22 protein-coding genes are annotated in these 21,838 nt (G+C 69.0%); 7 read left to right on the plus strand and 15 right to left on the minus strand.

The annotated features are described in order from the left end of the window. Nucleotides 1-14 precede the first annotated feature (14 nt). From M2351_RS28285 to M2351_RS28315, 7 genes are all read left to right on the plus strand, one after another. Nucleotides 15-1,394 carry a nitrous oxide reductase family maturation protein NosD gene (locus M2351_RS28285; RefSeq protein ID WP_264659367.1) on the plus strand — a complete coding sequence of 460 codons (1,380 nt, stop codon included), beginning with the start codon at nt 15-17 and terminating at the stop codon, nt 1,392-1,394. Further along, nucleotides 1,391-2,275, plus strand: coding sequence for an ABC transporter ATP-binding protein (locus tag M2351_RS28290; protein WP_264659368.1), 885 nt, complete (start codon nt 1,391-1,393; stop codon nt 2,273-2,275). Before M2351_RS28285 ends, M2351_RS28290 begins: the two co-directional genes overlap by 4 nt. Next, a complete protein-coding gene (locus M2351_RS28295; protein ID WP_264659369.1) occupies nt 2,272-3,102 on the plus strand; it encodes an ABC transporter permease in 831 nt (276 codons plus the stop codon). Before M2351_RS28290 ends, M2351_RS28295 begins: the two co-directional genes overlap by 4 nt. Continuing rightward, nucleotides 3,102-3,710 carry a nitrous oxide reductase accessory protein NosL gene (locus M2351_RS28300; protein WP_264659370.1) on the plus strand — a complete coding sequence of 203 codons (609 nt, stop codon included), beginning with the start codon at nt 3,102-3,104 and terminating at the stop codon, nt 3,708-3,710. Before M2351_RS28295 ends, M2351_RS28300 begins: the two co-directional genes overlap by 1 nt. Then, entirely contained in the window at nt 3,707-4,705 is a 999-nt protein-coding gene (locus M2351_RS28305; RefSeq protein ID WP_264659371.1) for an FAD:protein FMN transferase, read from the plus strand. The genes M2351_RS28300 and M2351_RS28305 overlap by 4 nt, the downstream gene beginning before the upstream one ends. A gap of 23 nt (nt 4,706-4,728) precedes the next feature. Beyond that, nucleotides 4,729-4,911 (plus strand): twin-arginine translocase TatA/TatE family subunit, encoded by a 183-nt coding sequence (locus M2351_RS28310; RefSeq protein WP_264659372.1) that lies wholly within the window; start codon nt 4,729-4,731, stop codon nt 4,909-4,911. A 106-nt stretch (nt 4,912-5,017) separates the two neighbouring features. Next, entirely contained in the window at nt 5,018-6,076 is a 1,059-nt protein-coding gene (locus M2351_RS28315) for a serine hydrolase domain-containing protein (protein ID WP_264659373.1), read from the plus strand. Here the strand turns inward: M2351_RS28315 and M2351_RS28320 are convergent. The 15 genes from M2351_RS28320 to M2351_RS28390 form a co-directional block, all read right to left on the minus strand. Beyond that, on the minus strand, nt 6,048-6,809 hold the full coding sequence (locus tag M2351_RS28320) for a haloacid dehalogenase type II (protein WP_264659374.1): 762 nt from the start codon (nt 6,807-6,809) through the stop codon (nt 6,048-6,050). The two genes, M2351_RS28315 and M2351_RS28320, sit on opposite strands and share 29 nt — an antisense overlap. Further along, nucleotides 6,809-8,029 carry an ergothioneine biosynthesis protein EgtB gene (gene egtB / locus M2351_RS28325; protein WP_264659375.1) on the minus strand — a complete coding sequence of 407 codons (1,221 nt, stop codon included), beginning with the start codon at nt 8,027-8,029 and terminating at the stop codon, nt 6,809-6,811. The genes M2351_RS28320 and egtB overlap by 1 nt, the downstream gene beginning before the upstream one ends. A gap of 46 nt (nt 8,030-8,075) precedes the next feature. Further along, nucleotides 8,076-9,047: an L-histidine N(alpha)-methyltransferase gene (egtD, locus tag M2351_RS28330; RefSeq protein WP_264659376.1), complete on the minus strand. Its 972-nt coding sequence runs from the start codon at nt 9,045-9,047 to the stop codon at nt 8,076-8,078. 33 nt (nt 9,048-9,080) lie between these two features. Next, complete coding sequence (locus M2351_RS28335) at nt 9,081-10,793, minus strand: lysylphosphatidylglycerol synthase domain-containing protein (RefSeq protein ID WP_264659377.1); 1,713 nt, start codon at nt 10,791-10,793, stop codon at nt 9,081-9,083. 25 nt (nt 10,794-10,818) lie between these two features. Next, nucleotides 10,819-11,613, minus strand: a complete 795-nt coding sequence (locus tag M2351_RS28340) for a cytochrome c oxidase assembly protein (RefSeq protein ID WP_264659378.1) — start codon at nt 11,611-11,613, stop codon at nt 10,819-10,821. A gap of 297 nt (nt 11,614-11,910) precedes the next feature. Further along, on the minus strand, nt 11,911-12,951 hold the full coding sequence (locus M2351_RS28345) for an SDR family oxidoreductase (protein WP_319801940.1): 1,041 nt from the start codon (nt 12,949-12,951) through the stop codon (nt 11,911-11,913). Nucleotides 12,952-13,023: 72 nt separating this feature from the next. After that, nucleotides 13,024-14,436, minus strand: coding sequence for an FAD-binding oxidoreductase (locus M2351_RS28350; protein WP_264659379.1), 1,413 nt, complete (start codon nt 14,434-14,436; stop codon nt 13,024-13,026). 3 nt (nt 14,437-14,439) lie between these two features. Beyond that, a complete protein-coding gene (locus M2351_RS28355) occupies nt 14,440-15,147 on the minus strand; it encodes an ABC transporter ATP-binding protein (RefSeq protein WP_264659380.1) in 708 nt (235 codons plus the stop codon). Beyond that, nucleotides 15,140-15,949 (minus strand): ABC transporter ATP-binding protein, encoded by an 810-nt coding sequence (locus M2351_RS28360; RefSeq protein WP_264659381.1) that lies wholly within the window; start codon nt 15,947-15,949, stop codon nt 15,140-15,142. Before M2351_RS28360 ends, M2351_RS28355 begins: the two co-directional genes overlap by 8 nt. After that, nucleotides 15,946-16,947 (minus strand): branched-chain amino acid ABC transporter permease, encoded by a 1,002-nt coding sequence (locus M2351_RS28365; RefSeq protein ID WP_264659382.1) that lies wholly within the window; start codon nt 16,945-16,947, stop codon nt 15,946-15,948. The genes M2351_RS28360 and M2351_RS28365 overlap by 4 nt, the downstream gene beginning before the upstream one ends. Further along, a complete protein-coding gene (locus M2351_RS28370; RefSeq protein WP_264659383.1) occupies nt 16,944-17,822 on the minus strand; it encodes a branched-chain amino acid ABC transporter permease in 879 nt (292 codons plus the stop codon). The genes M2351_RS28365 and M2351_RS28370 overlap by 4 nt, the downstream gene beginning before the upstream one ends. A gap of 166 nt (nt 17,823-17,988) precedes the next feature. Next, entirely contained in the window at nt 17,989-19,131 is a 1,143-nt protein-coding gene (locus M2351_RS28375; protein WP_264659384.1) for an ABC transporter substrate-binding protein, read from the minus strand. A 37-nt stretch (nt 19,132-19,168) separates the two neighbouring features. Then, nucleotides 19,169-20,032, minus strand: a complete 864-nt coding sequence (locus tag M2351_RS28380) for an isocitrate lyase/PEP mutase family protein (protein WP_264659385.1) — start codon at nt 20,030-20,032, stop codon at nt 19,169-19,171. Then, the gene (locus tag M2351_RS28385; protein WP_264659386.1) at nt 20,013-20,564 is read right to left on the minus strand and encodes a 3-isopropylmalate dehydratase small subunit; all 552 of its coding nucleotides are present in this window, start codon (nt 20,562-20,564) and stop codon (nt 20,013-20,015) included. Before M2351_RS28385 ends, M2351_RS28380 begins: the two co-directional genes overlap by 20 nt. 8 nt (nt 20,565-20,572) lie before the next feature. Beyond that, nucleotides 20,573-21,829: a 3-isopropylmalate dehydratase large subunit gene (locus M2351_RS28390; protein ID WP_264659387.1), complete on the minus strand. Its 1,257-nt coding sequence runs from the start codon at nt 21,827-21,829 to the stop codon at nt 20,573-20,575. Nucleotides 21,830-21,838 lie beyond the last annotated feature (9 nt).

A 21,838-nucleotide genomic window follows, 5' to 3' on the forward strand; every position in this document is an offset into this window, starting at 1 on the left:
AACAAGGTAGACCTATGCCCCACCGCTTCCCGCTTCTCCTCACCACCGCGTTCCTCGCCTTCGCCGCTCCGGCATGGTCGGCCACGGTGACGGTGATGCCGGGCGAGTTGGAAAGCGCGCTCGCGACGGCCGCTCCGGGTGACACGCTGGTGCTGGCCTCCGGCACGCATCCGGGGGGGCTGGCCGTCAAGACGCCGGTCACGCTGGTCGGCCAGCCGGGTGCGGTGATCGAAGGGCGCGGCCAAGGCAACGCGCTGACCATCTTCGCCCCGGACGTGACGGTCCGGAACGTGGAAATCCGCAGCTCCGGCCTGTCGCTCTTCGACCAGAACGCCGGCATCTTCCTGGGCAAGGAGGCGCACCGGGCCGTGATCGAGGACAACCGGCTGCGCGACAACTTGATCGGCATCTATGTCTGGGGCGCCAACGACGTGATGGTCCGGCGCAACGACGTGGTCGGGCGCACCGATCTGCGCGTCTCCGAACGGGGCAACGGCATCCAGCTGTGGAACGCGCCGGGCACGCAGGTGGTGGACAACACGGTCCGCGACGGGCGCGACGGCATCTTCACCACGACGTCGAAGAAGAACCTGTTCGCCCGCAACCGGTTCGAGCGGGTCCGCTTCGCCGTCCACTACATGTACACCAACGACTCCGAAATCTCGGACAACGTGTCGGTCGGCAACGGCGTCGGCTACGCGATCATGTATTCGAACAACCTCGTGATCCGGAACAACCGCTCCCAGGGCGACCGGGAGCATGGGCTGCTGCTGAACTACGCCAACAGCGCGATCATCGACGGCAACGTGATCGACGGTCGTCTGTCGGACGAGCAGGCCGCCCCCGTAGAAATGGCCGCCGATAAGGATATGCCGGTGGCGAGCGACGGCCCGACGGAGGGCAAGCGGACCGGCACCTGGAAGTGCGTCTTCATCTACAACGCCAACAAGAACCGCTTCACCAACAACCGGTTCGAGGGCTGCGAGATCGGCGTGCACTTCACCGCCGGGTCGGAGCGCAACACCCTGACCAACAACGCCTTCATCAACAACCGCACCCAGGTGAAGTATGTCGGCACCCGCTTTCTCGACTGGTCGGAGAACGGGCGCGGCAACTACTGGTCCGACAACGCGGCCTTCGACCTGAACGGCGACGGCGTCGCCGACGAAGCCTACCGCCCCAACGACGTGATCGACCGCGTGATGTGGGCCTACCCGTCGGCCAAGTTGCTGATGAACAGCCCCGGCGTGCAGGTGATCCGCTGGGCGCAGAAGCAGTTCCCGGCGCTGCACCCCGGCGGGGTGATCGACAGCGCCCCCCTGATGAACCCGCCGCCGCGAACGGCAAGCCCTCGGATAGAAGCCGGGCAAACGGCGGAAAGGAAAGCGCCATGACCGACACGCTCACCAGCGATGGGGCGACCATTGTCGTGGAGGGAGTCTCCAAGCAGTACGGCGACGCTTTCGCCGTGCGCGCGGTGGATCTGACCATGGCCCCCGGCGAATGCGTGGCGATGGTCGGCCACAACGGCGCCGGAAAAAGCTCGCTGATCAAGCTGATGCTGGGCCTGACCACGCCGACCGAGGGGCGCATCCGCGTCCTGGGCGGCGATCCGGCCAGCGCCGCCGCCTCCCACATCCGCCGTCAGGTGGGATTCCTGCCGGAGAGCGTGGCCTTCCACCCCAGCATGACCGGGCGGGAGACGCTGGACTTCTACGCCAAGCTGAAGGGCGTCGCGCGCACCGGCAACGACGCGCTGTTCGACCGCGTGGGGCTGGAGCCCGCCGCCGTGAAGCGCCGCGTCGGAACCTATTCCAAGGGCATGCGGCAGCGGCTGGCGCTGGCGCAGGCCCTGCTCGGCGGGCCGAAGGTGCTGTTCCTGGACGAGCCGACCACCGGCCTCGACCCCGCGCTGCGCCAGAGCTTCTACGAGATCGTGCGGGACCTGCGCGACGCTGGCACCACCGTCCTGCTGTGCAGCCACGCCCTGACGGAGCTGGAGGGGCAGGCCGACCGCGTGGTGGTGATGAGCCGCGGGCGCAAGGTCGCCGACGGCTCGCTGTCCACGCTGCGCAGCCTCGCCCAGCTGCCGGTGCGCATCCGCCTAACGATGCCGGACGGCAGCGTCAACGAGCTGACTTGCGCCAACGACGACAAGGTGGGGATGGTCCGCCGCATCGCGTGCGACGGCCCCGAGGTCACCGACATCGAGATCGTCCAGCCCAGCCTGGACGACATGTACGCCCACTTCCTGCGCCGGGAGGCTGCGGAATGAACACGCTTCTGATCATCGCGGGCAAGGAGGTCCGGGACGGCCTGCGCAACCGCTGGGTCGTCGCCACCACCCTGCTGATGGCGGCGCTGGCCCTGACCATGAGCTTCCTGGGGGCGGCCCCGACCGGCACGGTCGGCGTCGGCCCGGTGGAGGTGACCATCGTCAGCCTGTCCAGCCTGACCATCTTCCTGCTGCCGCTGATCGCGCTGCTGCTGTCCTTCGACGCGGTGGTGGGGGAGATCGACCGGGGCACCATGACGCTGCTGCTGTCCTACCCCGTGGCGCGCTGGCAGGTGCTGCTGGGCAAGTTCCTCGGCCACGCGTCGATCATCGCCTTCGCCACGGTGCTGGGCTACGGCGCCGCCGGCGTGGCGCTGTCGATGGGCGGCACGCCGATCGATGCGGAGAGCTGGCGCGCCTTCGCCGCCATGATCGGGTCGAGCGTCCTGCTGGGTGCGGCCTTCACCGCCATGGGCTATCTGGCGTCGTCGCTGGTCCGCGACCGCGGCACGGCGGCGGGCATCGCGGTGGCGGTCTGGCTGGCCTTCGTCCTGCTGTACGACATGGGGCTGCTGGGTCTGCTGGTCGCCGACGGCGGCAAGACCCTGAACGCCGACGTGCTGAACTGGGCGCTGCTCGCCAACCCGGCGGACGCCTACCGGCTGTTCAACCTGACCGGCTTCAAGAACGTCAGCCTGTTCGCCGGCACCGCCGGGCTCGCCGCCCATGTGCAGGTGTCCGCCCCCGTGCTGCTGGGCGTGCTGGCCGGCTGGGTCGTGGCGCCGCTGGCGCTGGCCGCCACCCTCTTTTCAAGGAAGCAGATCTGATGCGCACTTCCCTGAAGGCCGCCCTGCTGGCGGCGACCCTGCTCCTGCCGCTATCCGCCTGCAAGGATGAGCGCGCGGAGACCGCCCCGCCGGCGCCCGTCGCCATCACCGCCGACGCCATCGGCCATTACTGCGGCATGAACCTCGCCGACCATCCCGGCCCCAAGGGGCAGGTGCTGGTGAAGGGGCAGGAGCGGCCGGTCTGGCTGTCCTCCGTCCGCGACACCTTCGCCTTCACCATGCTGCCGGAGGAAACGAAGGACGTCCGCGCCATCTACGTCACCGACGTCGGCAAGGCCGCCGACCCGCAGAAGCCGGACCTGTCCGTCTGGGTCGAGGCGCGCAAGGCCTGGTACGTTCTGAACAGCCGCCAGCGCGGCGGCATGGGCGAGGCGGAGCCCTTCCCCTTCGCCGACGAGGCCGCCGCCCGCGCCTTCGCCGCCGCCAACGGCGGCACGGTCAAGCGCTTCGCCGAGGTGAAGGAGGACGAGATCCTCACCCCGCCGACTCCGTCCGAGGATCACATCGCCCACACCGAAGCGATGGACCATAGTGGGGAAAATGGGGGCGGGCAGGGTGGGCACAGCGGGCATGGGGGTGGCCAATGACGACGCATCCACTGACCCGCCGACGCTTTCTGGGCATCGCCGCGGCCGCCGCCGGGCTGGCGCTGCTGCCGGGGGCGCTGCGAGCGCAAGGCGTGCCGATTCGCACATGGCGGGGCGTGGCGCTGGGCGCCGACGCCTGCCTGCAATTCGCCCATCCGGACCCCGCCGAGGCAGACCGGCTGATCGGGATTTGCCTGGAGGAGGTCGCGCGGCTGGAGCGGGTGTTCAGCCTGTATCGGCCGGACTCCGCCCTGTCGCGGCTGAACCGGGACGGTGCGCTGGAGGCACCGCCGGCCGACCTCGTCCGGCTGTTGGCGGAGACGGTGGACGTCGGCCACCGCACGGACGGCGCCTTCGATCCGACGGTGCAGCCGCTGTGGCAGCTCTACGCCGGGCATTTCGGGCGGCCGGGCGCCGATCCCGACGGGCCGCCGGCCGCCGTGGTCCGCGCGGCGCTGGGGCTGGTGGATTACCGGAGCCTGCGGGTCGAGCCCGGCCGGGTGGGCTTCGCCCGCCGGGGCATGGCGGCGACGCTGAACGGCATCGCCCAGGGCTACGTCACAGACCGCGTGGCGGAGCGACTGCGGGGCGAAGGCATGGGCGACGTGCTGGTGGACATGGGGGAGATCCGCGCGATGGGCCACCACCCCGCCGGCCGGCCCTGGACCGTGGGGCTGAAAGACCCGGTCGATGAGGGGCGCACGGTGGAGACGCTGGAGGTCGCCGACCGGGCGGTCGCCACGTCCGGCGGCTATGGCACGCTGTTCGACCCGGCCGGGCGCTTCACCCACCTGTTCGACCCCGCGAGCGGCGGTTGCGCGCGGGAGTGGCTGGCCGTCACCGTCATGGCGCCGGACGCCACCACGGCGGACGCGCTGTCCACCGCCCTGTCCGTGGTCCCGGAGGATCGGGCGCGCACCATCCTGAACCGCTTTCCGGGCGTCGCCGCCCGCTTCACCCGACGCGACGGCACGGTTGTCGCGCTGCGGGCCTGATCAAGTTTCCTTCGGAGGACCACATGGGTAGTTTCAGCGTCATGCACTGGGCGATCGTTCTGCTGCTCGTCCTGCTCCTGTTCGGGGCCGGGAAGCTGCCGAAGGTCATGGGCGACCTTGCGAAGGGCGTGAAGTCCTTCAAGGCCGGATTGAAGGATGAGGACGCGCCGCTGTTGAGCGAGGACCGTTCGGGTAGCGCCCGGTAAGCGGGGCCGGCGTTTTCCTTGCGATTTGCGGATTATTTGTATGACATTGGAGAGATATTCGAAATAACCGTGTGGCGGCCGTGGCATGATGACCCGGGTGGCGTCCTTGATCGTTCCATCCCTGCTGTTGCTGCTCGCCGCCGTGCCGGTCCGGGCCGAGACGGTTGCGGACCAGATCCTTCAGGGGATTTTGCAGCGGTACGGCGCGCCCGGCGGCGTTTTGCTGCTCTCCGGTCCCGACCGCAGGGAACTGGCGGTGGCCGGGGTCGCGGATCGCCGCAGCGGCCGGCCCGTCACCCCGGACACGCGGTTCCACATCGCCTCCACAGGCAAGATGCTGACCGCGGTCGCCGCGCTCAGCCTCGTGCAGGACGGGCGCATCGCGCTCTCCGACCCGGCCCTGCCGCTGGTCGGCCACTCTGACGCGGGAAGGTTGGCCAACCTGGGCCGCGCCACCGTCGCCGACCTGCTGGACCACCAATCCGGAGTGCCGGACTGCCTGCGCAACAGCGCGACGGTCACGCAGCGGCACCCAGGCCCGCGCTGGACTGCCGAGGAGGTGATCCGCCTTGCCCCATGCCGGGGGCCGACGCCGCCGGGGCGCTACGCCTATTCCAACACGAACTACATCCTGCTGGGCCACATCCTGGAACGTGTGGACGGGCGTCCCTTCGCCGACGCGCTCGCCCGGCGCGTGCTGGAGCCGGCGGGCATGGACAGCACCAGCGTCGGGGCCGACCCGAACGACCCGCGGGTGGCCCGCGGCTATCGGTCGCCGGACGCGGCCGGCAATCGGGCCGACGCCAGCCTGTACGCCTATTCCAGCCCGCTCGGCGACGCGCCGGTGACCACCACGGCCGCCGACCTGGAACGCTTCGCCTTCGCCCTGTTCCGCCAGCCCGGCCGCCTGCTCGCCCCGGAGATGGTGGGCGCCATGGTCGAGGACCGGTCCGCGGAGGACGAGGAGGGCTATGGCTACGGCGTGGTGGTGGAGCATTCCGACTGGGGGCCGCGCTGGGGCCATTCCGGCCGCTACGCCGGCTTCCGGTCGGAGCTTTGGTACTATCCCCAGCGCGACACGCTGACGGTGCTGATGATGAACGGCGACGAGAACACCGACGACGACGTCGGCGACCTCATCGCCCGGCCTTTTCTGGCGCCCTGACCGCCCTAGGGTTTGTCTTTGCACAGGCCGGCATGAGCAGTGCCGCCGCTCCGTCCAGGTCCGGCACCTCCGCGTAGGGCAGCCAGTCCGGGTTGCCGGTCTCACCCCGCCGGTTCACCCAGATTCCACGCAGGCCCAGTTCGTGACGGGCCTTCATGTCCCAGTACATGCCCATCGCCACGTGCACCGTCTCGTTCGGCGTCACGCCCATGGTGCGGTAGGCGTATTCGAAGAGGTGCCGTGACGGCTTGTAGGCCTGCGCCTGTTCGGCGGTGATGACGTAATCGAACGGTATGCCGATGCGCGCGACGGTGGGCGCGATAAGATCGTCGTCGGAGTTGGTGAAGATCGCGAGCTTGTAGCGCTCTCGCAGCCGCCGCAGGGCATCCGGGACCTCGGGATGCGGACCCATCGTCATGGGCGACGACGCAATACGCTCGATCTCGTCCGCGCCCGGGGTCAGGCCGTGTTCGGCGAACGCAGCGGCAAAGCCGATCCGCAGGATGTCCTTGTAGAGGCGGTGCGGCCTCTCCGCCGTCAGGCGCCGCCCCTGCGCGGAGAAGCTGTCGAGGATCGCGGATGCGCTGACGCCGCTCGCGCCGTGCTTCACCAGAGTCGCGCCGATCTCGCGCAGAAGCACCTCGTACCACTGCACGAGCGTGCCGTAGCAGTCGAAGGTGATGACCTTCGGTGCGGGATCGAGCGTGAACATCGCGCTGTCGGGGTCGGGCATCACGCGTCCTTGGCCAGACGGAGGCCGGAGAACTGCCACCGCGCAGACGGCGGGAAGAAGTTGCGGTAGCTGGGCCGCGCATGCCCCGCCGGGGTGACGCAGGAGCCGCCGCGCAGCACGAATTGCCCGCACATGAACTTGCCGTTGTATTCGCCGACCGCGCCGGGGCCAGGGGCGAAGCGCGGGTAGGGGGCGAAGGCGCTGCGCGTCCATTGCCAGGCATCGCCGGACAACTGGCGCAGTCCGCGGTTGGGGGCGGTGGCGGCGTGCTCCCACTCCGCCTCGCCGGGCAGGCGGGCGCCGGCCCAGTGGGCGAAGGCGTCGGCCTCGAAATAGCTGACATGGACCACCGGCGCGGCGCGGTCGACCGGCTGCATGCCGCGCAGCGTCATCGTCCAGTATTCCCCGTCGCGCTCTTCCCAATAGAGCGGAGCCCACCAGCCCTCCGCCTGGACCGTCGCCCAGCCCTCGGATAGCCAGAGCAGCGGGTTGCGGTAGCCGCCGTCCTGGATGAAGGCGATCCATTCCCCGTTGGTGACCAGCCGGTCGGCCAGGGCGTAGGGGTCCACCAGGGTGCGGTGGCGTGGGCCCTCGCAATCGAAGGCGAAGCCGTTTCCGCCGTGCCCGATCTCGACAATGCCGCCGTCGAACATGTGGAAGCGCGCCGCTTCCACGGGGGTGTTGCGGGCGGCGCCCGCCGGTTCTGAAGGATCGTAGGCCGGTCGCAGGGGGTTCTGCGCGAAGAGGTGGAGGATGTCGGTCAGCAGCAGTTCCTGATGCTGCTGCTCGTGGTGGCAGCCCAGTTCGATCAAGTCCAGGACCTCGGCGGACGGGCCGGATTCCAGCAACGTCTCGACCGCGGAGTCGACGTGGCGGCGGTAGGCGGCCACCTCCTCCAGCGTCGGACGGGTGAGCATCCCACGCAGCGGCCGGGGCTGGCGCGCCCCGACCGTCTCGTAATAGGAGTTGAACAGGAAGCCGTAGCGGTCGTCGAACAGGCGGTAGCGGGGCCTGTTGGGGACCGCCACCATGGTTTCGAAGAACCAGGTCGTGTGCGCCAGATGCCATTTCGCCGGGCTGGCGTCGGGCATCGACTGCACGGTGGCGTCCGCGTCGCTGAGCGGGGCCGCGAGGCCCGCCGTGTCCGCGCGGACACGCCGGTACAGGTGGAGCAGGTCCAGGGGATCCGCAGGCCGGCGGGCGGTTGGTGCGGTGGGCATGCTGGGGCTTTCGCTCTCGTTGTGGAGCCGGTGCGGCGGCCGCGGGTCACGCATCGGGGGCGGCGAGGAGGAAGACGCCGAAGGGGAAATCGCTGTCCGCCCAGGACGCCTGGACGCGCCATCCCGCCTGCTCGGCGAGCGCCGTGAAACCGTCCACGGTGAACTTGTAGGAATTCTCGGTGTGGATCGATTCGCCGGCGGCGAACGTGATGCTGCGCCCGGCGATCTCCACGGTCTGGTCCTGAAGGCTGACCAGATGCATCTCGATCCGGCTGTCGGTGGCGTTCCACACCGCGCGGTGCCGGAAGCGGTCCGGGTCGATGGCGGCGCCGAGTTCCCGGTTGATGCGGACCAGCAGGTTCTTGTTGAAGGCCGCGGTGACGCCCTGCGCGTCGTCGTAGGCCGGCACCAGGACGGACGGCGGCTTGACCAGATCGGCCCCAACGAGGAACTGCGCGCCTTGCCCAAGCAGCGTCCGCGCACTGCGCAGCAGGTCGACCGCCGCCGCCGGGGCGAAGTTGCCGATGGTCGAGCCCGGGAAGAAGCCGACCACTGGGCGCTCCCGCACCAGCTTCGGCAGCGTGATCGGGGCGGTGAAATCACCGAGGAGCGGAAGCACCGTCAGCGCGGGGTAGGTGGCGTTGAGCGACCGCGCCGCGTCGGCGAGCGCCGTCTCGCTGATGTCGATGGGCACGTAGACATCGAGCTGCGGTGCGGCGTCGAGCAGAAGCCGCGTCTTGACGCTGGCGCCGCTGCCGAATTCGACCAGCGCGGCCCGCTGGGGGATGAGCGCCGAAATCTCCGGGACGATGCGCGTCAGCAGCGCCGTCTCCGTTCGGGTGACGTAGTATTCGGGAAGCTCGCAGATCGCCTCGAACAGGCGCGAGCCCGCGGCGTCGTAGAAATACTTGGCGGGCAGCGACTTCCGCCGGGCCGTCAGGCCGCGAAGGACGTCGGTGCGGAAGCTGGAGTTCTCAATCTCCGGTTCGCCGCGCGTGCGACGCTGTGCGTTGAACAAGCGATCCTCCCTCGGGTGCCCCCACCATGGGCTTCACAATGTCGTTCGCTGTTTCCCCGCGGCAAGTCGTCGCAGTCCATAGTGAGGATGGCCGCGCCCCTCCGGCGGTGTCCGGGTCTGTTCGGGATGTCGCGCCCGGGTGGCGGCCCGAACGAGGTGGACGACCGCCGCGCACAAGGCGATGACGCCGACCGCCACCGACGCGCGCAGGAACCGCGAGGCATCGCCATGCAGAGCGAAGTGCCACCACAGTTCGTCGTTGAACGCGACGTGCTTGTAGGAAAAGAGGCCGAGCCAGAAGGCGCTGCCCAGCGCGACGCCGATGGCGACAAACCAGCTCGACGGCAGGGGGTGGCCCAGGAGGTTGCCCCGCCGGTGGAACTCCCCGCGGGCCGGAAGCAGGGCGAGGAAGATCAGCCCCGGCACGATCGCCTCCTGCCAGTCGCCCCCCTTCAGCAGCGACGACACGCAGCCGACCGCCAGCAGAACCAGCGACAGCACCCAGGCGGCGTGCAGCCGGCGCTGGATCGCGTGCGCCAGCAGGATCAGCAGGACGCCGACCACGCTGCCCGTGAAGTGCGACATCTCCACCAACGGCAGGGCCGCCGCGTCGAAGGGGGCGGGCAGGCTTTCCTCGGGCGTGGCGCGCGAGAACAGCAGGAAGGCCCCGGTGATGAAGGTGCAGGCGGCCAGCACCAGCGGCACCACGGGGCTGACCGGCGCGGACAGGCTGCGCGACACCCGCGAGATGCGGTGCCGCGCTTGGAACGCCTCCAGCGCCCCGAACATCAGGCCGGCGAGGATCAGCGGGGCCAGGTAGTAGATCAGCCGGAACACCAGCAGCCCCGCCATCACGTCGTTGCCCGGCATCTCCGGCGTAAGGCTGACCAGCACGATGGCGTCGAACACGCCGAGCCCACCCGGCACGTGGCTGATGATGCCCGCGACCAGCGCAAGCCCGAAGGCGACGACCACGTCCATGTAGGTCACCGCGTCCGACGCCGGCAGGCAGAAATAGAGCACCGAAGAGGCGAGCGCGAGGTCGCATAGCCCGAGCAGGAGCTGCCCGACCGCGATGGATGGGCGCGGAAAGGCGATGGCGTGGCCGAAGATCCGCAAGGGCCGCCGCAGCCAGAATCCCGCCGCCGCGTATGCCGCCAGAATCGCCAGGGCGGCGACGCCGAGGATGGTGCCGCCCTGCGGGGGAACATGCAGCGCCTTCAGGGCCGTCGGGTCGACCAGCATCACGACCGGCAGCACCGCCGCCAGACCCAGCGTGAAGGTGGTGACCACGAACAGCGTGACCTGCGCGACCTCCACCGCGCCAAGGCCGCGCGGCGCGTAGAGACGGTAGCGCACGGTGGCGCCGATGATGCTGGCGAAGCCCAGGCTGTGGCTGAAGGCGTAGCTGGTGAAGGCGGTGAAGGCGACCCAGCGGTAGGGCACGGCGCGCCGCAGGTGGCGCAGGGCCAGCAGGTCGTACAACGTCAGCAGCCAATAGCTGACCGCGGCGGCGGCGACGGCCATCAGCAGTTGGCGGGTGTCGATCCGCCGGATGGCTTGGCGGATGTCCTCCACGCTGGTGTGTTCGAGCCAGCGGTTGAGGATCAGCAGGGCACCGGCGAGCAGCGCCAGGATCAGCAGCCCCGTCCCATAGCGCACGAGCACCGCGGTCCGGGAGGTGGCTCCGAGGTCCGGCGCGGCCGGTTCGGCGCCGGAGTCGCGGGCGTGATCGTTCTGGATCATGGATTTTTGAATCTCGGGGCTGCGGTCAGGTGTGCTCCGCCATCCGGCTCCGGCCGGAGGCCGACAACCAGCGGGCCATCGCCCACAGGGCGGCGGCGAGATAGGCCAGACCTCCCGGAAGCCACATGATCAGGCCGCCGAGCTGCTGGTCCTCCAAGGGAGAGAGCCCCCAGGGCTGGGTCGTCGTCAGGTGGTAGGGGAACAGCGTCCCCCGAGCGAAGACGAGCAGGAAGGACAGCAGGACCAGGTGCATGGAGGTCCCGAAGGCGGCGAAGGCGGGGCGGCCCGACGCCGCGCCCTCGCTGCACAGCAGGGTGCGCCACGCCACGACCGCGGTGGCGAGCATGGACAGGTGCATCGCCCAGAGCACGGTGCTGTCGGCGAGTGCCGCCATGTAGGGGCCGGGGAGATGCCAGGTCCAGATGGCCACCCCGTGGAGAATCCACGCGACCTCCGGATGCTTCACCGCCCGCCCCGGCGCGCCCGGCCACGCCAGCACCAGGAGCGGAGCGGCCAGCTGAATCATCAGGAGATGCTGGGCGACGCGCGCCGAGAAGAGCGCGGAGGTCAAATTGCAGAAGGGCGAGACGAGTGCGGCGAACAGCACCAGCCACGCTCCGGAGAAGCAGGACACCCGCTGCCAACGTCCATCCGTCCGCCCGTGCCGAACTTCGATCCCGGCGTAAGCGACCGCGGCGGCGGCGAACGCGGCGAGGAGGACCGGGTCCCAGTTCCACGCCTGCCACAGCCCCTCGGGAAGCGGGGGCGCTCCGCAATAGGGCACGAACGGCAAACCGGCAGCTTGAGCGCTCGGCGTCATGGCTCGCTCCGTTCCAGCATCCGCCCATACAAACGGTGAAAGCCGGTTCGGTTCCCCGGGATTGCGGAGATTGGGCGCGAAGTCGTTTGGAGGTACAGGGGAGATTGCGGAAAGCCCCTCTCCCCTTGTGGGAGAGGGGGTGGGGTGAGGGGTCGGATTACAGGCTGTCGCCTGGAAAACAAATCGATATGCACGTGCGGCTTCGCTGCATACCCCTCATCCCAACCCTTCTCCCCCAAGGGGAGAAGGGCTTGCAGAGCTTTGCCGTCGCTCGACGTTGGTAGAGCAGTATTATGGTCAGGGCTGGCCCTGGCCGCCGGCGGAGCCGTAGACGTTGCCGGTGGCGAAGCCGGCGTTGGCGTCGGCGAGCTGGACGTAGAGGCCGGCGAGTTCGGCCGGCTGGCCGGGGCGGCCGAAGACCGTCGCGCTGCCGAACTGCTTGTACTTCTCCTCCGACGCGCCACCGCTGATCTGCAAGGGGGTCCAGATCGGCCCCGGCGCCACGCCGTTGACCCGGATGCCCTTGGGCCCGAGCTGCTTCGCCAGCGACTTGACGTAGTTCATCGTCGCCGCCTTGGTCTGTGCGTAGTCGTAGAGGTCGGGCGAGGGGTCGTAGGCCTGTTCCGACGTGGTGCCGATGATGCAGGAACCCGGCTGGAGGTGGGGCAGGGCGGCCTTGATGATCCAGAACGGGGCGTAGATGTTGGTCTTCATCGTTGCGTCGAACTCCTCGGACGTGATGTCGAGGATTGATTGCTTGGCCTGCTGCCGGGCGGCGTTGCAGACGACGATGTCGAGCCCGCCCAGACCCTGCACCGCGTCCGCCACCAGCTTCTGGCAGAAGGCCTCGTCGCGCAGGTCGCCGGGGATGGCGATGCCTTTCCGCCCGGCCTCCTTGATCAGCTGGATGACCTCCTGGGCGTCCGGCTCCTCCGTGGGGAAGTAGTTGATCACCACGTCGGCACCTTCGCGGGCGTAGGCGATGGCCGCGGCCCTGCCCATGCCGGAATCGCCACCCGTGATCAGCGCCTTGCGGCCGGCGAGGCGTCCGGAGCCGCGATAGCTGGTCTCGCCATGGTCCGGCTTGGGGTCCATGTCGCGCGCCAGACCCGGCCATGGCTGCGGCTGCGCGCGGAACGGGGGCTTCGGGTACTGGGTGCGCGGGTCCTGCATGGTCGGCTCGTTGTGTTGGGTGATTTGGGCGCGTTGGGTGATTTGGGCTTGCTGCTGCTGGCTCTGCTGCGCGAAGGCCGGTCCGGCCGCCGCCGCGGTCACGCCGGCGCCGGTCCCGCCGACCACCTGTCGGCGGGACCACGCGCTGCGCTCGTCCTTGTCCATGAATGTCTCCGAGACGTATGCCCGGAGAACAGCAGCCGGCGCGTTTCGTTGCCCGGATACGGCCCGTCCGCCCTACAGCACCTTGCCCGGGTTCAGGATGCCCAGCGGGTCGAAGAGGCGCTTGATGCCCCGCATCAGCTCCATCTCCGCCGGTCCCTTGAACGCGGCGAGTGGGGCGCGGAGGCTCTGGCCGATGCCGTGCTCCGCGCTGATGGTGCCGCCGAGCGCGACGGCCTGCCGGTGCACGGCGTCGTTGATCGCGCGCGCGATGGGTTCCAGCGGTTCCCCCGCCGTCCGCAGGGCCTCGGGCAGGATGACCACGAGATGGATGTTGCCATCGCCGATGTGGCCCACGGCGACGATCCGCGCGTCTGGCCGCAACGCCTCGACCTCCGCCGTTGCCCGCGTCACGAAGTCGGGGATTTTGGAAATGGGCACCGCTGTGTCGTGGCCGATGACGACCCCGCTCTTGCGGTTCGCCTCCGACACGCTGTGGCGCAGCTTCCACAGCGCGGCGGCCTGGGCGCCGCTGCGGGCGACGGTCGCGTCGGTGATGAGACCGGTGGTCATGGCCTCTTCCAGCGCGCCTTCCAGGGCCTCGCTCAAGTTCGAATCAGCGAGCGTGTCGGTGACCTCGACCAGCAGGTACCAGGGGGCGGCTGTGTGCAGTGGACGGACGGTGCCCGGCACATGGGCGAGCACGCCGGCCAACTGGCTTTCCGACAGGATCTCCGCCGTGGTGACGCGCTCCCCGAAGGTTTCGCGCAGGCGTGCGAAGACCTCCAGCGCCGCGTCGAGTTCCGGCAGGGCCAGCAGCGCCGTCGCCGACGCCTTCGGCCGGGCGAACAGCTTCAGTGCGGCGCCGGTGATGATGCCGAGCGTCCCCTCGGCACCGATGAACAAATGCTTCAGCGCGTAGCCGGTGTTGTCCTTGCGCAGGGTGCGCAGGCCATCCCACACCGTTCCGTCGGGCAGAACCACCTCCAGACCCAGGACAAGTTCGCGCATGGTGCCATAGCGCAGGACGGCGGTGCCGCCGGCGTTGGTCGCGATGTTGCCGCCGATCTGGCAGCTGCCCTCGCTGCCCAGGCTCATGGGGAACAGCCGGTCGGCGTCCTCCGCGGCGCGCTGCACCTGGGCGAGCGTGCAGCCGGCGTCGACGGTGATGGCGCCGTCATGCCGGTCCAGCGCGCGGATTTGGTTCATTCGGGACAGGGACAGAACGACGGAACGCCCGGACGCGTCCGGGATGGCGCCGCCGACAACCCCGGTGTTGCCGCCCTGGGGCACCAGCGGCACGCGGTGTTCGGCGCAGAGGCGGACGACGGCGGCCACCTCCGCCGTGCTGGCCGGGCGCACGACGCAGAGCGCCGTGCCGCGGTAGCGGCCGCGCCAGTCCGCCAGGAACGGTTCGGTGTCGCCGGCGTCGCGCAGGACTTGCGCGGCGCCGACGACGGATTCGAGATCCGCGACGATGTCCGCCACGGATCAAAGCCCGAGATAGGCGGACTTGACGCGCGGGTCGGCGGCCAGCGTGTGGGCCGCGTCCTCCATCACCACCCGTCCGGTTTCCAGCACATAGGCCCGGTCGGCCAGCCGCAGGGCGAGGTCGACCCGCTGTTCCACCAGCAGGATGGTGATGCCGGAGCCGTGCAGCTGCTTGATGGTGTCGGCCAGCTGGTCGACGATGATCGGCGCCAGCCCCAGCGTCGGTTCGTCCAGCATCAGGCATTTCGGGTTGGCCATCAGCCCGCGCGCGATCGCCACCAGCTGCTGCTGCCCGCCGCTCATGGTGCCGGCCTTCTGGGTGCGGCGTTCGGCGAGGATCGGGAACAGCTCGTACACCCAGCGCAGGCGCTCGTTGAAGCCGGTGCTGCCGGACCGGCCGCGCAGGGCGCCCAGTTCCAGATGCTCCAGCACCGTCATGTCCGCGAACAGCTTGCGGCCTTCCGGCACATGGACGAGGCCGCGCTCGATGATCTGGTGCGGCGCCAGATGGTCGATGCGCTCCCCATTGAAGGTGATCGTGCCGCCCGACGCGCGCAGCAGGCCGGAAATCGCCTTCAGCGTCGTCGTCTTGCCGGCGCCGTTGGAGCCGACCAGCGTGACGATCTCGCCGTCCGCGACGGTCAGCGACACGGAATGGACCGCCTCCCGGTGGCCGTAGCGGACCTTCAGATTCTCGACCTTAAGCATCGACCGGCTCCCGTCCCAGATACACGCGGATCACCTCGGGGTCGTTCAGCACCTGGGCCGGCGGCCCTTCGGCGATCTTCACCCCGTGGTCGAGCACGACCAGACGGTCGCAGACGCTGGCGACGATGCGCATGTGGTGCTCCACCAGAAGCACGGTGACGCCGCGCTCCCGGATGCGGCGGATCATCTCGACCAGCCGCTGGCCTTCCTCCGGGTTCATGCCGGCGGCGGGCTCGTCCAGCAGGAGGAGCCGCGGCTCAGCCGCCAGCGCGATGGCGATCTCCAGCCGGCGCTGTTCGCCGTAAGACAGCGCGTCGGCCAGCGTGTCGGCCCGGTCTTCCAGGTCGCAGAAGGCCAGCAGGTCAAGCGCCTTGCGCTTCAGCTCCGCCTCCTGCCGGCGGAAGGCGGCGGTGCGCAGGATGGCGGCTCCCCAGCCGGCGGTCGTGGTGCGGTAGGCGGCGCTGCGCACGTTGTCCAGCACCGTCAGGCTGGGGAACAGGCTGGTGATCTGGAAGGTGCGCGACACGCCGCGCTGGCCCATGACGTGCGGCGGGGCGCCGGTGCAGTCGGTCCCGTCGAAGCGGATGGTCCCGGAGGACGGTGGCATTGACCCGCCGAGCATGTTGAACAGGGTGGTCTTGCCGGCCCCGTTCGGCCCGATCAGCCCGACCACCTCCCCGGTCCGCACGGTCATGTCGACGTCGCGCACCGCGGTCAGGCCGCCGAAGATGCGGGTCAGGCCCTGCACCGCGAGGATTTCGGCGCCGTTCATGGAGGTTGCGTTCATCGAGGTTCCGTTCATTCCGCTCCTCCCTCGGCGCTCGGGACGCCGTTGCCAGCGGGCAGGTTGTTGTCCGCCTTGTGGGTGGTGCGCCAGCGCTGCCACAGGCTGACCAGCCCGCCGGGCAGGAAGACCACGGTGCCCGTCAGCAAGGCGGCGAAGATCACCATGCGCAGCGGCCCGGCGACGCGCAGCGCCTCCAGCAGGCCGATGTAGACGAGCGCGCCGAGGATCGGGCCGACGATGGTGCCGCGCCCGCCGATGATCACGACGATGATCAGCGCCGCGACGTTCTGCACGCCCATGATGTCCGGCGTGATGACCTTGATGTAGTGGGCGTAGATGGCGCCGCCGAGGCCGGCGATGGCGGTGGCGACGACGAAGCCCAGAAGCTTGGTGTGGAAGACGTTGATGCCGAGCGAGGCGGCCAGCGGCGCGTTCTCCCGCACCGCCAGGAAGGCGCGGCCGGTGCGGCTGTTGACCAGCGCGTGGCAGAGGAAGCCCACGGCCAGAACCAGCGCCAGGATCAGGAAATAGGTCTCCCGCGCGCTGGTGAAGGTCATCGGACCGATTGCCATGGGCGGGATGTCGGAGATGCCCATGGGCCCGCGCGTCAGGTCCACCCAGTTGTTGGTGATGGTGTAGAGGATGGAGCCGAAGCCCAGCGTCAGGATGGTGAACTGCGGCCCGACCACGCGCAGCGCGGCGTAGCCGATCACCAGCCCGAACAGGGCCGCCGCGACCGCCGCCAGCGGCAGTCCCAACAGCGGCGGCAGACCGAGCTGCGTGCTGAGCAGGGCGGAGGTGTAGGCGCCGACGCCGACGAAGGCGGCGTGGCCGAAGGTCAGCTCGCCCAGGTAGCCGATGACGATGTTGAGGCTGAGCGCCAGCAGCGCGTAGAGCATCCACAGCGCCAGCAGGTGTTCCAGATAGGCGTTGCCCGCCAGGAAGGGCAGGACGCACAGCGCCGCGACGCCGCCCGCCATACCAACAGTGTGTCCCATGGAATTCGTGCTCATCGCAGCCCCCGCGCCGTGCTGAACAGGCCGTTGGGGCGCCACAGCAGGACCACGATGATCATCGCGTAGCCGATCGCCTCCATGAAGCCCAGCGAGATGTAGCCGCCGCCCAGCGATTCGATGACGCCGAGCAGCAAGCCGGCGAACAGCGCGCCGGTGACGCTGCCGAGACCGCCCATGATGACCACAATGAAGCCCTTCAGCACCGCCCAGTTGCCGATGGTCGGGAAGATCATCACGGTCGGGCCGACCAGCGCGCCGGCCAGCGCCGCCAGCCCGCAGGCCAGCGCGAAGGTGTAGCCGTGCACCAGCTTGATGTTGATGCCGGTCAGCGCCGCGCCGTCCGGATTCTGCGCCGTCGCCCGCATCATCTTGCCGAAGCGCGAGTAGCGCAGGAACAGATACACCCCGATCAGCGCCACCACGGCCGCCGCGAAGACCAGCACGCGCTGCTGCGTCAGGGTGATTGCGCCGATGTCCAGCACCTCGTCCGCGAAGGGGCTGTCGACGTATTTCGGGTCCGCGCCGAACAGCAGCTCGCCGCCGTTGGAGATCAGCAGCGCCAGCCCGAGGCTGGACAGCAGAATGGTGAACTCGTGGTCGCGGCGCAGCGGCCAGAAGATCAGCTTGTTCGCCGCGATGCCGAGCGCTGCCACAACGACGGCAGCGATGGCCGCCGCGGCCAGATAGTCGATGCCGAGCAGGGTGCCGACGAAATAGGTGATGTAGGCGCCGAGCATGTAGAACTCGCCATGGGCGAAGTTCACGATGCGCAGCACCCCGAAGACCAGCGTCAGCCCGGTGGCGATGAGCACATAGGCCATCCCGTTGACCAGGCCGTTCGCGATCTGCTGGGCGAAGACGGTGACATCCATGGAGGTTCAACCTTTAACGGGTGGCCGATATCCCCCTCTCCCCCCGGGGAGAGGGTCGGGGTGAGGGGGCACGGGCCGGACCTTTGTCGAAGCATCGCAACGCATCCCCCTCACCCTAACCCTCTCCCCAGGGGGGGAGAGGGGACTGGCGGAGGAACGGAACCCGTCAGTCGCGGACGCTGACGATCTGCTTCTTCTGGACCTGGACCAGATGGATCGTCTGGGTCGCCTGGCCCTGATCGGAGAAGCGCACCTCGCCCAACACCGTCGGGACGGGCTGCGCCTTCATGGCGGCGGCGATCTTGTCGTAGGCGCGCGGATCGCCGGCGGCATTGACGCCGAAGGCCAGCACCTCGACCGCCTGAGCGCCCAGCGAGGCGATGAAGGACGGCTCGTTCTTGAAGGACTTGCGGTATTCCTCCAGCCACGGCTTCATCGTCGGCGCGCCGTTGTCCTCGGTGAAGGGGGTGGCGGAATAGACGTTCTCAAGCGAATTGCCGGACAGTTCCACCAGCTTCGGGTTCATGTTGCCGGCCGACGCGATGACCTTGCCGCGGTAGCCGATCTGCCGGATCTGCCGGTAGATGGTCGCACCCTGCGAGGTGTTGATCGCCGCGACGTAGATCGCGTCGGGGTTCAGCGCCTTCAGCTTGGTCAGCGCCGTGTTGAAGTCCGTGTCGGTCCGGTTGTAGAACTCGTGACCCTTGATCTCGATCCCGCAGTTGGTCAGCAGCTTGGTGTAGTTCTCCAGATCCAGCCGGCCCCAGTCGTCGTTGACGTTCATGAAGGCGACCGACTTCGGCTTAATCCGCTCGCAGATCGCCTTGGAGTAGAAGTCCGACATCATGGCCGAGGTGGCGTTGAGGCGGAACAGGTACTTGTGCCCTTCCTCCGTCACCTTCGGGTGCTGGGAGCTGGTCATCACGGTGACGATCTTGTCCCGCGTCGCTTCCTTCAGCGACAGCGCGACCGCACTGAACCAGCCGCCGATGATCAGGTCGACGTTGTCCTGCTCCATCGCGCGCTTGGCCGCGCTGACGCCTTCTTCCGGCGAGCCCTTGTCGTCGTAGGTCAGCAGCTCGATCTTGCGGCCGCCGGCGACGCCGCCCTTGGCGTTGATCACCGCCGCCATCGCCTGTGCGCCCTCCAGGCCGAGCTGGCCGTCGAAGGCGCCCGTCCCGCTCATCGGGCCGATGACGGCGATGCGAACCGGCGGCTGCTGCGCCTTGGCGCCGCCGAGGCCGCCGAACATGGGAATGGCCAGGGCCAGAGCCGCCGCCGTGGCGAGAAGTGTGCGCCTTCCGAACATGGTTTCCTCCTCCGATCTTTGTTTATGGTTGGTTTTGTCACGCGGTCTTCAGGTAACGCTTTTGCAGCTCCTCGATTTCCGGGAAGCCGATGAAATCGACGAACTGGTTGTGATCGGTGACCGGGCGCGGCAGGTCGCGGGTGGAGCGGCGTTCGGCCAGCGCGGCCAGATTCTCCTTCAGCGCCGCCGTGACGGTCATCAGCGGCACCAGCGCGTAGGTCGCCATGCCGGCCACCTCCTCGACCTCGGCCGCGGACAAGCGCTCCAGCCAGCCCAGAAGCTGCAGCGACAGCGGAACGCCGCAGGCCTCGCGCATCGCGCGCAGCCCGTCGATGTCCTTGAAGCATTTGCTGATCGGTTGGATCATGTCGGCGCCGGCCGCAACGTAGGCGCGCCCGCGCTCCATCGCCGCGGCCGGGTCGACCACGTCGGTGCGGGCGATGATCAGCATGTTGGGATCGCGCCGGGCGGCGACCGCCGCCTCGATCTTGGCGATGCCCTCGTCCATCGGGATCACCTCGACCCCGCCGACGCAGATCGGGCAGCGCTTGGGCGCCACCTGGTCTTCCATGATGACCGCGGACACGCCGGCCGCCTCGAACTCGCGGATCGTGCGCATGACGTTGATGGCGTTGCCGTAGCCGGTGTCGATATCGGCGATGACCGGCACCTTGACGGCGGAGACGACGTTGCGCACCACCGTCAGGTTTTCCGACATGGTGTACAGCTCGGCGTCCGGCTGCCCGAGGAAGGAGGCGGAGACGCCGAAGCCCGACGTCATCAGCGCGTCGAAGCCGGCCGCCTCGATGAAGCGGGCGGACAGGGCGTCGTAGGCGCCGGCCGACCAGACGGTCTTCTGCGCCAGAACCCGGTTGCGGAACTCAGGACCCCGAACGGACATGCGCGTGTTCCTTTTGCTCGTGTTGTTGGGCCGCCTGGCGCTTCAAGAAAGGAACGAGGCCGCCGGCCTCGATCATCTCGGCGTCCGCCTGCGGCAGCGATTCGAAGGGGATTTCGGTGCCCTGGCTGTGGTTGCGGACCACGCCAGCGGCCCAGTCCACCTCCACCTCGTCCCAGCGCCGGACGAAACCGAGGATCCCCGGGCAGCTCACCTGCGGGAAGCCCATGCTCACTTCGCCGCGCCAATAGCCGGGGGAGAAGGATTCGGCGATGACCCCGGTGATGCCGAGATGGCGCATGGCCTTCATCGGCGGGTAGTGCGGGTGCCCGTAGCCGAAGTTGCCGGCCCCCACCAGCAGGTCGCCCGGCCGCACCTGGGCGGCGAAATCCAGGTCGTATTCCTGCATGGCGACCTTGGCCAGTTCCTCCACGTCGGTGATCTTGATGTTCTTGACGCCGACGATCTGGTCGACGTCGAAGTCGACCTGCTCGAAGATGAAGGCGACGCGGCCGCGCAGATTTTTCAGCGCCATGGCGGACCTCAGAGGTAGGGGCGCGGATCGGCGATCCGGCCCTCGATGGCGGAGGCGGCGACGACCGCAGCGTTGCAGAGGTAAATCTCCGAATCCGGGCTGCCCATGCGGCCGCGCACGTTCAGCGTGCCGGTGGACACCGCGCGCTGGTTGGCGGTCATCGTCGCGATGCGGCCGAAGCAGTAGTCGCAGCTGGGGGAGGACACGAAGGCGCCGGCTTCCACCAGCGTGGCGATCAGCCCCTCGCGCGCCGCCGCGGCCATCAGTTCCTGGCTGGTCGGGACAATGTGCAGGGACACGCCGCTCTTGACCTGACGGCCGCTCAGCACCCGCGCCGCAGCGCGCATGTCCTCCAGCCGGCCCGACGCGCAGGATCCCAGATAGCCGGCGTTGATTTCCAGCCCCAGGAACTCCGTCAAATCGCGGGTGTCGGCCGGGGTCGGCGGGACGACGACGATGGGTTCAAGCTGCGACAGGTCGATGTCGTGGACCGCGGAGTATTGCGCGTCCGGGTCGCTCGTCACCGGGTCGAGCTTCTTGCGGGCGCGGGGCAGGGCGTAGTCGAGCCGCACCGGGTCGGGGTTGACGATGGCGGTCAGCGCGCCGGTGAACATGGCGAGCCCGGTGATGGTCTGCAGCCCCTCCGTCGACATCGCCGCCACCGCCGGCCCGCCGATCTCCAGAACCTGGAACCGGCAGGAGCTGGGGCCGAGCGTGCGGACCAGATGGTGGAAGACGTCGCGCGCCATCACGCCGGGCCGCAGGGTGCCGTGCAGGTTGACCCGCACGGTGTGCGGCACGCGGATGGACACGGTGTCGCTGACGAAGGCTTCCATCACGTTGCGGCGCAGGCCGATGGCGAGCGTGCCGAAGGTGCCGAGCTGGCTGACGTGGCCGTCGAAATGCACGACGAAGGCGCCCGGCGTGGCGTAGCCGACCTCCGCCGAGACCTGGTGGCCGATGCCGCGGCGTTCGAACAGGGGCACATTGTTTTCCGCGCACCAGGTGCGGGTGTTGATGTGCAGCTCCTCTTCCTTGGCGGTGGCGGTCGGCACCATGTGGTCGATGAAGATGCCGAAGCGTTCCGGCTCGGCGACGCGCTCGATGCCGAAATCCTCCTTCATCGTCTTGAAATAGACGTCGGTGTAGCCGGGAAAGTCGTAGGCGAGCACGAAGTCCGGCTTCGCCTTGATGTCCTGGCCGGCGCGGACCGACGGCAGGCCGGCGGCGCGCGCCAGGATCTTCTCGGTGATGGTATAGCCCATGGGGGTCAG

It is taken from the genome of Azospirillum canadense (genome assembly GCF_025961225.1).
Lineage (GTDB): Bacteria > Pseudomonadota > Alphaproteobacteria > Azospirillales > Azospirillaceae > Azospirillum > Azospirillum canadense.

Excerpts from the sequence above, each read along its gene's own strand:
- M2351_RS28290 (WP_264659368.1), top strand. The coding sequence starts at position 1,391 with ATGACCGACACGCTCACCAGCGATGGGGCGACCATTGTCGTGGAGGGA.
- M2351_RS28305 (WP_264659371.1), top strand. The coding sequence starts at position 3,707 with ATGACGACGCATCCACTGACCCGCCGACGCTTTCTGGGCATCGCCGCG.
- M2351_RS28390 (WP_264659387.1), bottom strand. The coding sequence starts at position 21,829 with ATGGGCTATACCATCACCGAGAAGATCCTGGCGCGCGCCGCCGGCCTG.
- M2351_RS28335 (WP_264659377.1), bottom strand. The coding sequence starts at position 10,793 with ATGATCCAGAACGATCACGCCCGCGACTCCGGCGCCGAACCGGCCGCG.
- M2351_RS28340 (WP_264659378.1), bottom strand. The coding sequence starts at position 11,613 with ATGACGCCGAGCGCTCAAGCTGCCGGTTTGCCGTTCGTGCCCTATTGC.
- M2351_RS28300 (WP_264659370.1), top strand. The coding sequence starts at position 3,102 with ATGCGCACTTCCCTGAAGGCCGCCCTGCTGGCGGCGACCCTGCTCCTG.
- M2351_RS28380 (WP_264659385.1), bottom strand. The coding sequence starts at position 20,032 with ATGTCCGTTCGGGGTCCTGAGTTCCGCAACCGGGTTCTGGCGCAGAAG.
- M2351_RS28360 (WP_264659381.1), bottom strand. The coding sequence starts at position 15,949 with ATGAACGGAACCTCGATGAACGCAACCTCCATGAACGGCGCCGAAATC.
- M2351_RS28295 (WP_264659369.1), top strand. The coding sequence starts at position 2,272 with ATGAACACGCTTCTGATCATCGCGGGCAAGGAGGTCCGGGACGGCCTG.
- M2351_RS28370 (WP_264659383.1), bottom strand. The coding sequence starts at position 17,822 with ATGGATGTCACCGTCTTCGCCCAGCAGATCGCGAACGGCCTGGTCAAC.
- egtB (WP_264659375.1), bottom strand. The coding sequence starts at position 8,029 with ATGCCCACCGCACCAACCGCCCGCCGGCCTGCGGATCCCCTGGACCTG.
- M2351_RS28365 (WP_264659382.1), bottom strand. The coding sequence starts at position 16,947 with ATGAGCACGAATTCCATGGGACACACTGTTGGTATGGCGGGCGGCGTC.
- M2351_RS28385 (WP_264659386.1), bottom strand. The coding sequence starts at position 20,564 with ATGGCGCTGAAAAATCTGCGCGGCCGCGTCGCCTTCATCTTCGAGCAG.
- M2351_RS28285 (WP_264659367.1), top strand. The coding sequence starts at position 15 with ATGCCCCACCGCTTCCCGCTTCTCCTCACCACCGCGTTCCTCGCCTTC.
- M2351_RS28355 (WP_264659380.1), bottom strand. The coding sequence starts at position 15,147 with ATGCTTAAGGTCGAGAATCTGAAGGTCCGCTACGGCCACCGGGAGGCG.
- M2351_RS28320 (WP_264659374.1), bottom strand. The coding sequence starts at position 6,809 with ATGCCCGACCCCGACAGCGCGATGTTCACGCTCGATCCCGCACCGAAG.
- M2351_RS28345 (WP_319801940.1), bottom strand. The coding sequence starts at position 12,951 with ATGGACAAGGACGAGCGCAGCGCGTGGTCCCGCCGACAGGTGGTCGGC.
- M2351_RS28310 (WP_264659372.1), top strand. The coding sequence starts at position 4,729 with ATGGGTAGTTTCAGCGTCATGCACTGGGCGATCGTTCTGCTGCTCGTC.
- M2351_RS28375 (WP_264659384.1), bottom strand. The coding sequence starts at position 19,131 with ATGTTCGGAAGGCGCACACTTCTCGCCACGGCGGCGGCTCTGGCCCTG.